General features: G+C 42.2%; 15 protein-coding genes. 11 read left to right on the top strand and 4 right to left on the bottom strand.

The features are described from left to right. The first annotated feature begins 154 nt into the window (after positions 1 to 154). The 7 genes from IM500_RS10945 (at position 155) to IM500_RS10915 (ending at position 2,103) form a co-directional block, all read left to right on the top strand. Complete coding sequence (locus IM500_RS10945; RefSeq protein WP_287738379.1) at positions 155 to 400, top strand: PIN domain-containing protein; 246 nt, start codon at positions 155 to 157, stop codon at positions 398 to 400. Between the two features lie 211 nt (positions 401 to 611). Next, on the top strand, positions 612 to 866 hold the full coding sequence (locus IM500_RS10940; protein ID WP_002757246.1) for a hypothetical protein: 255 nt from the start codon (positions 612 to 614) through the stop codon (positions 864 to 866). Next, positions 863 to 1,072 carry a PIN domain-containing protein gene (locus tag IM500_RS10935; RefSeq protein ID WP_002757244.1) on the top strand — a complete coding sequence of 70 codons (210 nt, stop codon included), beginning with the start codon at positions 863 to 865 and terminating at the stop codon, positions 1,070 to 1,072. Before IM500_RS10940 ends, IM500_RS10935 begins: the two co-directional genes overlap by 4 nt. Positions 1,073 to 1,100: 28 nt before the next feature. Then, a complete protein-coding gene (locus IM500_RS10930; protein ID WP_190718338.1) occupies positions 1,101 to 1,298 on the top strand; it encodes a PIN domain-containing protein in 198 nt (65 codons plus the stop codon). Between the two features lie 165 nt (positions 1,299 to 1,463). Continuing rightward, complete coding sequence (locus IM500_RS10925) at positions 1,464 to 1,757, top strand: nucleotidyltransferase family protein (protein ID WP_190718341.1); 294 nt, start codon at positions 1,464 to 1,466, stop codon at positions 1,755 to 1,757. After that, complete coding sequence (locus tag IM500_RS10920; protein ID WP_272083348.1) at positions 1,754 to 2,041, top strand: HepT-like ribonuclease domain-containing protein; 288 nt, start codon at positions 1,754 to 1,756, stop codon at positions 2,039 to 2,041. Before IM500_RS10925 ends, IM500_RS10920 begins: the two co-directional genes overlap by 4 nt. Continuing rightward, a complete protein-coding gene (locus IM500_RS10915) occupies positions 2,038 to 2,103 on the top strand; it encodes a hypothetical protein (RefSeq protein WP_261779598.1) in 66 nt (21 codons plus the stop codon). Before IM500_RS10920 ends, IM500_RS10915 begins: the two co-directional genes overlap by 4 nt. A 111-nt stretch (positions 2,104 to 2,214) precedes the next feature. Here IM500_RS10915 and IM500_RS10910 read toward each other — a convergent pair whose 3' ends face one another. Both IM500_RS10910 and IM500_RS10905 read right to left on the bottom strand, forming a co-directional pair. After that, positions 2,215 to 3,114, bottom strand: coding sequence for an amino acid ABC transporter substrate-binding protein (locus IM500_RS10910; RefSeq protein WP_002799561.1), 900 nt, complete (start codon positions 3,112 to 3,114; stop codon positions 2,215 to 2,217). 41 nt (positions 3,115 to 3,155) lie between these two features. Further along, positions 3,156 to 3,362 carry a hypothetical protein gene (locus IM500_RS10905; RefSeq protein ID WP_012267271.1) on the bottom strand — a complete coding sequence of 69 codons (207 nt, stop codon included), beginning with the start codon at positions 3,360 to 3,362 and terminating at the stop codon, positions 3,156 to 3,158. Between the two features lie 116 nt (positions 3,363 to 3,478). Between IM500_RS10905 and IM500_RS10900 the strand changes: the two genes are divergently transcribed. From IM500_RS10900 to IM500_RS10885, 4 genes are all read left to right on the top strand, one after another. Continuing rightward, the gene (locus IM500_RS10900) at positions 3,479 to 4,105 is read left to right on the top strand and encodes a TenA family protein (RefSeq protein WP_079209829.1); all 627 of its coding nucleotides are present in this window, start codon (positions 3,479 to 3,481) and stop codon (positions 4,103 to 4,105) included. Positions 4,106 to 4,120: 15 nt separating this feature from the next. Beyond that, complete coding sequence (locus tag IM500_RS10895; RefSeq protein WP_190718344.1) at positions 4,121 to 4,528, top strand: DUF2605 domain-containing protein; 408 nt, start codon at positions 4,121 to 4,123, stop codon at positions 4,526 to 4,528. Between the two features lie 98 nt (positions 4,529 to 4,626). Further along, positions 4,627 to 4,932, top strand: coding sequence for a DUF2973 domain-containing protein (locus IM500_RS10890; RefSeq protein ID WP_061430696.1), 306 nt, complete (start codon positions 4,627 to 4,629; stop codon positions 4,930 to 4,932). A gap of 11 nt (positions 4,933 to 4,943) precedes the next feature. Next, a complete protein-coding gene (locus tag IM500_RS10885; protein WP_190718347.1) occupies positions 4,944 to 5,591 on the top strand; it encodes a YqiA/YcfP family alpha/beta fold hydrolase in 648 nt (215 codons plus the stop codon). Positions 5,592 to 5,673: 82 nt separating this feature from the next. Here IM500_RS10885 and IM500_RS10880 read toward each other — a convergent pair whose 3' ends face one another. Together IM500_RS10880 and IM500_RS10875 are read right to left on the bottom strand one after the other, a co-directional pair. Then, positions 5,674 to 6,240 carry a hypothetical protein gene (locus tag IM500_RS10880; protein WP_190718350.1) on the bottom strand — a complete coding sequence of 189 codons (567 nt, stop codon included), beginning with the start codon at positions 6,238 to 6,240 and terminating at the stop codon, positions 5,674 to 5,676. Positions 6,241 to 6,480: 240 nt separating this feature from the next. After that, positions 6,481 to 8,022: a hypothetical protein gene (locus IM500_RS10875; protein WP_190718353.1), complete on the bottom strand. Its 1,542-nt coding sequence runs from the start codon at positions 8,020 to 8,022 to the stop codon at positions 6,481 to 6,483. Between the last annotated feature and the right edge of the window lie 82 nt (positions 8,023 to 8,104).

Below are 8,104 nucleotides of genomic sequence, written 5' to 3'. Positions count from 1 at the left end.
TTTGTGGAAGCTTTAGAAGCTTTTCGGACAGCGATGTCTTTCCGTTTCTTTGAGTGGCTGACCGAGAATCGGGATGTGTTTGCCGCTTACAAAGCCAGTTTAGGCTTTATTTGGGCTTGAAATTTGTTTAAGTCCCATTAGCCGAATTTACAGCTTGCTTCTATATAGATTAGGATTTGAACAAGCCACTCATTTCACACAAAATTGCTTAGAATCTGCTAATCTGATCAATCCGACAGAAGATCAGTATTTCGCAGCCATAGCAAAAGCTAAACAATTTCCTGATCAAACTATTACTATTGTTGATGCTTTGACTGCTATCATCTCAATCGAATTAGATCTACCTGTTTGGAGCTATGATTATCATTTTGATATAATGCGGGTGAAAGTATGGAGATAACCCTAAAGTGCCAACTAAAACCCTCCAAACCCTCAGAAAAGGAAACCACAAAAGTCTCCTAAAAACCATTAATAAAAAACTTGCGATCGCCCCTTCATTCAGTCAGTTGAGGGGGTTTTGTTTTTTTATATATCTTCCTCTTACACATTAGTCGCTCGAAAATGATAAGATAGATATAATAAACCAGATTGAGTCTGAGGAAAAATCAAAAATGCAATTTATTCAGACTAAAGCCAAAATCAAAGATGGACAATTAATTATCGAGCAACCCCATCAAGATTTGCCAACAGACACAGAGATTGAAGTTGTTATTATTGTTCCCGATCAAAATGAACAAGTAGAATTTGAACAAGCTCGTACTAAGATGCAAGCTGCATTTAAAGAAGCAGGTATCGACACTGATGAACAGATTTTAGAGCTTATTCGTAAAGTGAAGCAAGAACTATTTCAGGAGCGGTATGAATGAGGAGAATTTTTTTAGATACAAATATTTATATTATTGGTCAATTAAAACCCCTCTCACCACAAGAGCGAATTCTTACATGGTTAGGATATTATACCCCCAATAATCAATCTTCAATCAAAGTTATTATTTCCCAGGAACTCATTAACCAAATTTTACGAGTTGGCAAAAGCAGCCAAAATAGTAGATCAAATCTGGCAGAATCTTAATTGCTTATTTATACCAGAAACGATTGCAATGAAAGCAGAAGCAAGTCAGATAATTGCAGAAAAATTAGTGCCTTCTGAAGATGTTTTTATCTATCTAACTGCCAAATATGGTGCGGCAGAAATCTTTTTGTCTGAAAATCGAGAATTAATCAAAATTATTGCTGATTTTGATTGTTTAACATCAGAGAAATTTCTTGATAAATATCTGCGACAAATGCCCCCTTAATTCAGTCAATTGAGGGGGTATTTTTGGCCTAACTCTCTCAATTCCCATGATTTCAAGGAGTATGGTTTATCCTTTCATCCGATATCTGCTACAATACAGATACAGGAAATAAAATTTTGATCAGTAGGGTAGAAGTCTTTTCCGTTATCTTAGAAGGTAAGCATCATGAAAAATTTAGAAGAAATTAAAGCGATTTTGGGTCAAGTTAAGTCCTTAGTAAAAGAAAAGTATCATGTCAGTGAATTAGGCATTTTTGGAGATTATGTAAAAGGAGAAGTGCAGGAAAATAGTCAGGTTAATATTCTGATAGATTATACAGAACCGCCTAGTTTACTAGATTTAGTAGATCTGGAATATTATTTAAGTGATTTACTTAAGGTAAAAGCGGATGTTATCAGTAAAAATGGCTTAAAAGGAAGAAGGAGAGAAAGAATTTTATCCGAGGTTATTTATGTATGACGCAACGGGAATTTAGAGATTTCTTGCAAGACATTCTAGAGGCAATTTGTCAACTAGAAAAGATGACTCAGTATCTAAGCTTTGCAGAATTTCCAACTAAGATAGAAATATTTCTTTCGGCAGTAAAATTAATTGAAATAATCGGGGAAGCAGTCAAAAATATTCCTGATGAAGTGAGAGTTAATTATCCCAATATTCCTTGGAAAAACATCGCAGGTATGCGGGATAAATTAGTTCATGACATGAATATTGGGCAATTGATGAAAAAGTCGTCTGGAAAGTGATTCAAAACAATCTCCCCCAGCTAAAGAGAATCATTATCAGTATCATTGAGAAATTACAATAAATTTTCCTTCCTCCTTTAAAAACCCACCTCCCCACTTCCCACTTCCCGATTCATAATTATTCCCACTTGCAAGAGTGCCTTTTTGAACCTTTCCCTAAAAAGGTCTTAATTTTAGGGAAATACAGTTAAAGGAATCCATTCGTAGGTGTTGACAATGCCTTGAAAATAATCATTAATAGTTTCTCTGGAATAGGGAACAACACCCTCTTCACCAAACCAACGTTCATAAATTGTCACCGCTTGTTGTTGGTCACTAACGATCCCTTCCATGAATTTTAATAGGGTATAATTCACTGTATCGCGCCATTTAGAATCATTTTCGGGTAAAGTACAGGCATAGGATTCGTAGGCGTAGGGATAGGAGGGAACTATGGCTAAATTATTGGGATTTTTAGCGCTTTTCCTTAAACCTTCCAGGGTAATGCCATCACTGGCAAAACCATCAATTTCTCCCGCTTCTAGTTTTTGTAAACCCTCGCCACGATTTTTAACTTTGACCAAAATAGCGGCGGGTTGTTGGGTTTTAATTACTGCTTCATTAGTAGTATTGGCAATTACTCCAATGCGTCTGCCTGCCAAGCTACCGATGTCATCGAGATTACTACCTTTGCGGGTTAACAATTGAGTGCCACTGGCAAAATAACTAACGGAAAAATCCACTTCATTTTCTCTTTTCCAAGTAAAAGTAGTGGAGCCACATTCGATATCGATAACCCCTGTTTTCAACTTTTCAAAACGATTTTGGGGAGTAATCTCAACAATTTTTAACTTAATTGGTTTTCCTAACTTCCGTTCGGTTTCCTTGCGAATTAACTCTAACATATCAAGGCTGTAACCCACCCACTTGCCCTGGGAGTTGACAAAACCAAAGGGAATAGCATCTTTACGAGCGCCGGCAGTAATTACCCCAGTTTTTTGAATGCGATCGAAGATTGCTCCGGCAAGGCTAGAATGGTTACTGGTGAGGGTTAAAGCTACTGTCATCGTCATGACGGCAAGTGTACGCTTCATTTTTTTTCCTAATCTGAAAGTGGCTCAAGTCTGGGACTGTTTCAGGAGACGGAGAGTTTCCCAGAGGAAGATTTTTCAGAGGAGATTGCTGGGGACAAAAAAAGAGGAGAGATGTTACTCTCTCCCCCTTTCAGTTTTTTCGACAGCATTTTAAATTGTTTTTTCAGTTGTCGCTGTCGCGCCGAACCGCCCTTGCCTTTGTCGTTACGTCCCTGACGGCGGGGGGACTCCCATCGCTTAAGTCGCATAGTTTTTAATGCAAATTTGGTTAGTTATCTGTATTGTAACAGGGTTAGCGTCAGTTTGGGTTAAGGAATGCCCGATTCTAGTTGACCAACCTTGTCCACCTAATTAGTATTTTCCCATGCTTAGTCAGCAACTTTGGCACAGCCATCAAGATCTAGTACAAGCTTGTCTAGAACACCCTTTTGTGCGAGGTATCGCCACAGGAGAGCTTAAACGGGACTGTTTCGCTTTTTATGTCGGTCAGGATGCTTTTTTTCTGGAATCTTTCGCCCGTGCTTACAGTATCGCCGCCGCTAAAGCTCCCGATTGGCAGGGATTCACTAGCTTTCATCGGTTAGCGGCAGGGGTATTAAAGGAATTAGAATTACACGAAAATTACGCTCTACAGTGGGGAGTTGACCTGAGAAAGGTTCAGCCCGCTAACGCCACCCGTCGCTATACGGATTTTCTTCTCGCTACCGCTTGGATGGGTGATATCGGTGCGATTGCCGTGGCGATGAGTCCCTGTATGCGTCTTTATGCTTATCTGGGTCAACAATTAGCCTTAGAGCCGATTTCTGAGAATCCCTATCAAGCTTGGATTGATAGTTATAGTGGGGATGAATTCGCCGCTTTAGCAAGCCAGTTAGAGGAATTGGCGGATAAATACGCTCTGATGACGGAAAATATCTTTTTATCCTATCGTTATGCCCTTAGTTGTGAACAGGACTTCTTTAGTGCCGCCTACAGCCGGGGCAAATCTTAAAATTTTCCCGTCACAATGTTAAGAAATATAAATAACGCTAAGATTAAGGTAAGCAAAATCGTCATTATAAGAATAATGTTCCCTTCGCAACCCACCGAAAACGAACTCCTGAAAACTATCTTAGAACCTCTACTAGAGGATTTCACCTATTGGTTTTCCCGTTCCCGTCTCCTCCTCGAATCCGAGAGATTATCCTTTCTCAGCCTCGAGGAACAAGACGATTTATTGGCAAGAGTCAAAAACGCCCAACAGGAGGTGGCCACGGCTCATTTACTCTTTAAAACCACAGGTGGTCAGGTGGGTATCGAGGCCAAGATGTTGTTGCCTTGGCATCAGTTGGTGGCAGAGTGTTGGGGTGTCAGCAGTCGTCGTCGTCGATTACAGGGTTGGGGAGAATATCAATCTCCTCAAACTGACGCTTAACCTGAAACTTTTTGGTAAGCTAGAGAGTTAAGCGAATTTTTAGCATAAAGTTTTGGCAATTAGGAATATTCACACATAATTCATGGGAGACTTGGTCAATGCTACATCTGCTCTATATCCTCGCCTTCACGGTTATCGCTTTTTTGACCATTAATAACTTAATTCGTAGTCTGATTACTGTCAGCATGGATTCCCAGAAACGTCCTGCTAAATCGGGTAATTCCTATAATCCCTACGGTTATCCCATGACTTCCCATCCGGAACTTTTGGACGAGGCCGGACAGCTGATTAATGAACCCCTCTTAGTGATTCGTTCTGTCACTGTCGAAGATGCTCGTCAGCAGTTAGATGCCATTTATAATTCTTCTCCCAGTGCTACCAAAGAGCAAGATGAAGAAATCTAGTTGGTTCTAGAATGGCGGTCCTTGAAAACAGATATATTTATCTACACGGTTTTGCTTCTAGCCCCCAATCAACAAAAGCGCAATTTTTGAGACATTGTTGGCAAAATAGGGGTTTAGCAATGGAAATTCCCGATCTTAACGGTGATGACTTTTCTAGCTTAACTCTCACTCGTCAGATTGTCCAAATCGGCCCATTGATTCAACAATCTCAGCTTCCTGTTACTCTGATTGGTTCCAGTTTTGGCGGTTTAACGGCAGCTTGGCTGGCAGAAACTTATTCTCAGGTGCAAAGGCTCGTTTTATTAGCTCCCGCTTTTAATTTCGGGCCGGTTTGGTTGGGACAATTGGGAGCAGAAACCCTAGCCAATTGGCAAAAATCTGGGAGTTTATCGGTGTATCACCACGGTTATCGTCGTTATCTGCCGATTTATTACAAGTTTATTGAGGATTTAGCTAATTATCCCCAAGAAAAGTTAATCAGGCAGCTCCCCACCCTGATTATTCATGGTCGTGCCGATGAGGTGATTCCCCTAGAAAATAGTCGCCATTATTGCATAAATCGTCCTTGGGTAAAATTAATCGAATTAGATAGTGATCATGCCCTTACCGATGTGATGACGAGAATCTGGGCTGAAATGCAGTTATTTCTCAATTTTTGACGAAAAAAGACCCCCCCTTCCATAGAAAAAAGAGGGGTTTACTTGGTACACTTGTATTAAATTTTCTCCTGATTTCTTCCCACTACCAAAGTCCGCGGATAGGAGATACACTAGGCTCGGGAGCGGGTTGAGGAGCAACTTCAGTAAAGGTTCTGGTTTCCGGGGGTAAAGCGGGAAGTCCCCAAGCGGGTTCTTTTTGGTTAAGTTCTCTTAAAAGTTGTGAGCGATTGCTGCTGGTAGCGGTTTCCGATTTTAGTTTCAAGCGGGAAACCCAATAGGGACGAGCTTTACCCACATAAATTAACTTGCCATCTACCACTTGCAATAGTACATCGTCACCACCGGTGGCATCCCCAACAATACGAGCGGTGGTTCCGTCAGCAAAGTCGCCACTGAAAATTTCTTTGCCATCCACTGTCACAGGTCTGATCAATTGGATGGACAGAATTCCACCCACGGTTCCCCGGACGCGACCTAGTATATAGTCACCGGGGTTGAGTTGCGGTTCACCTCTGTAGGTGTTATGGCCGCGCAGTTGACTGATCAGGATTTCGTTATTTTCCGGTCCTGCTTGTGCGGGTACAGCACCAACGGTGGTTAGGGCAACTAAACCGGCAAAACCAGCCACAAGGGAAATTTTGTTAAACACAATTACCTCAAGCAAAAAGTTAGTAAATTACCTAGAGACGTTCTAGATTATAACTTAGTTCCCAATTTTGTCTATATTGCGAAATATTTGTTTAATAATTTCTCGATCGAGCGGTTGGAGGTTGGGGTTTTAGGGTGTTAGGGTTTTAGGGTTTTAGTTGAAATTCCCCCATTCTCCCACTCCCCACCTCCCCACCTCCCCACCTCCCCACTTCCCCTGAAAACTGGATTAAGCTAGGCTCTAAGACCGCTCGACATTGCTGAATAATTGAGGATCGAGGGTGGGTAGTTCGATATCTTTTTCTGCTGGGGAAGAGGCCAACTGGAAGCGGTTTAAGGTTTGTTGAACGCGATCAAAAATGGTGATTTTTTGCTCGCTATTGTTTTGGGGTTCGGGAATAGGTTCCACTTCTAGCGGAGGCTGAATACCGGGGGCAGGTTCGTTAATCTCCTTTGTCTCTGGTATGGTGGTTAAGGGAGATTCGATCGCTTCAGGGGTTTCCTCGACCTTTTCGATTGTTTCTGTCTCTACTGGTTTTTCTTCCACGATTGGGCTTTCTGGCTCAATAACGGGTTTTTCTTCTACGATTGGGCTTTCTGGCTCAATAACGGGTTTTTCCTGCTCAATAACAGGGTTTTCCTCAACTACGGGGCTTTCCTCAACTACAGGGCTTTCTGGCTCAATAACGGGTGTTTCTTCCTCAATAACAGGGTTTTCCTCAACTATGGGAGTTTTTTCCTCCTCAATAACAGGGGTTTCTGGCTCAATAACGGGGGTTTCTTCCTCTAGACTGGGAATAGTTTGATAGTTGGGATCAACGATGCTACGGGCAATTATAGGGGATAAATCGCCGCGGACTAATTGACTGAGGCCGTCTTGGTAAGAGGGATCAAAACTAATCACGCGCACGCTGGTATTAAACTCGTTTTCGATTTTATTTCCCTTACCATCGATGAATTCTAGTTGTACCCAGTTATTGCCCTTGGCAAAACCCTTGAGATAGATCGGTTCCCAAGTATCAAGCAGAAAACTTTCACCGTTGACAGTGACACGAATGCGCCAATTTTGAAGACTATTATCCTCGTTGGCAGTATTGGGCAGACGTAGAGGAGCATTACTCAGATAAAAATCGAGCAGGATCGGTTCTGCACCGTAGATTCCTTGCGGACTACTGTAGGTTAATAGGGGTAAGTTGTTATCAGGGGCATTTTTGCCTGTTTTTGTCAGAATATGAAAGGTTGTTTCAGCGAAGGCCCCATCATTTTTAAAACTTTCCTGCCAAGGCCGCAGGGCCAAGACGCGGAGGGTGTGAGTACCGGGGGCAAGATTTTCTAGGATAATCGGTTGCTTGAGGTCGTAGATAGCCGCTGCTGGTTCATTATCGACAATTAGGCTCAAGTGGGGTCCTAATTTCAGGGTATCGTCTTGGAAAATTGGCAGATCTGACACTTGTAGTTTAACTATCACCTGAGGGTCATCGAAAACTTGTTCGGGCAGAGGACTGAGAATCGTTACTTGGGGAGCGTAACGCTCTAAACTGGGGCGCAGTTCCTGAATTAGGGCCGGGGGGGCAACCTCAGAAATGCGGCCTTGCACGACGGGAAGATGAAGGGTTTCGGAAGTGGGGAGATTGGTAGCCGTCAGGCGATCGCCACAGGCGGTTAACAGGGTGGTCAGTAAACCGATCACAAGACACATATGAAGGGTTTTGACTGGGATTAATTTATGTAGTAGGGATAGCACGTTCCTCCTAGAGCCAAGGCCAAAATCTATAGAAACCATTGATTTTTGCTAGAGTCATTGAATGCTCCGGTGTCAGCAAAAGCGCGAGAAGATCAGGTTATGGCCTCAATTTTACAGAATT

This window comes from Microcystis sp. M179S2 (assembly GCF_020245805.1).
GTDB lineage: Bacteria > Cyanobacteriota > Cyanobacteriia > Cyanobacteriales > Microcystaceae > Microcystis > Microcystis aeruginosa.
Note: the sequence above shows the minus strand (reverse complement) of the source record. Positions and strands in the feature narration are given on the sequence as shown.

Excerpts from the sequence above, each read along its gene's own strand:
- IM500_RS10940 (WP_002757246.1), top strand. The coding sequence starts at position 612 with ATGCAATTTATTCAGACTAAAGCCAAAATCAAAGATGGACAATTAATT.
- IM500_RS10935 (WP_002757244.1), top strand. The coding sequence starts at position 863 with ATGAGGAGAATTTTTTTAGATACAAATATTTATATTATTGGTCAATTA.
- IM500_RS10930 (WP_190718338.1), top strand. The coding sequence starts at position 1,101 with ATGAAAGCAGAAGCAAGTCAGATAATTGCAGAAAAATTAGTGCCTTCT.
- IM500_RS10925 (WP_190718341.1), top strand. The coding sequence starts at position 1,464 with ATGAAAAATTTAGAAGAAATTAAAGCGATTTTGGGTCAAGTTAAGTCC.
- IM500_RS10920 (WP_272083348.1), top strand. The coding sequence starts at position 1,754 with ATGACGCAACGGGAATTTAGAGATTTCTTGCAAGACATTCTAGAGGCA.
- IM500_RS10910 (WP_002799561.1), bottom strand. The coding sequence starts at position 3,114 with ATGAAGCGTACACTTGCCGTCATGACGATGACAGTAGCTTTAACCCTC.
- IM500_RS10905 (WP_012267271.1), bottom strand. The coding sequence starts at position 3,362 with ATGCGACTTAAGCGATGGGAGTCCCCCCGCCGTCAGGGACGTAACGAC.
- IM500_RS10900 (WP_079209829.1), top strand. The coding sequence starts at position 3,479 with ATGCTTAGTCAGCAACTTTGGCACAGCCATCAAGATCTAGTACAAGCT.
- IM500_RS10895 (WP_190718344.1), top strand. The coding sequence starts at position 4,121 with ATGTTAAGAAATATAAATAACGCTAAGATTAAGGTAAGCAAAATCGTC.
- IM500_RS10890 (WP_061430696.1), top strand. The coding sequence starts at position 4,627 with ATGCTACATCTGCTCTATATCCTCGCCTTCACGGTTATCGCTTTTTTG.
- IM500_RS10885 (WP_190718347.1), top strand. The coding sequence starts at position 4,944 with ATGGCGGTCCTTGAAAACAGATATATTTATCTACACGGTTTTGCTTCT.
- IM500_RS10875 (WP_190718353.1), bottom strand. The coding sequence starts at position 8,022 with ATGGTTTCTATAGATTTTGGCCTTGGCTCTAGGAGGAACGTGCTATCC.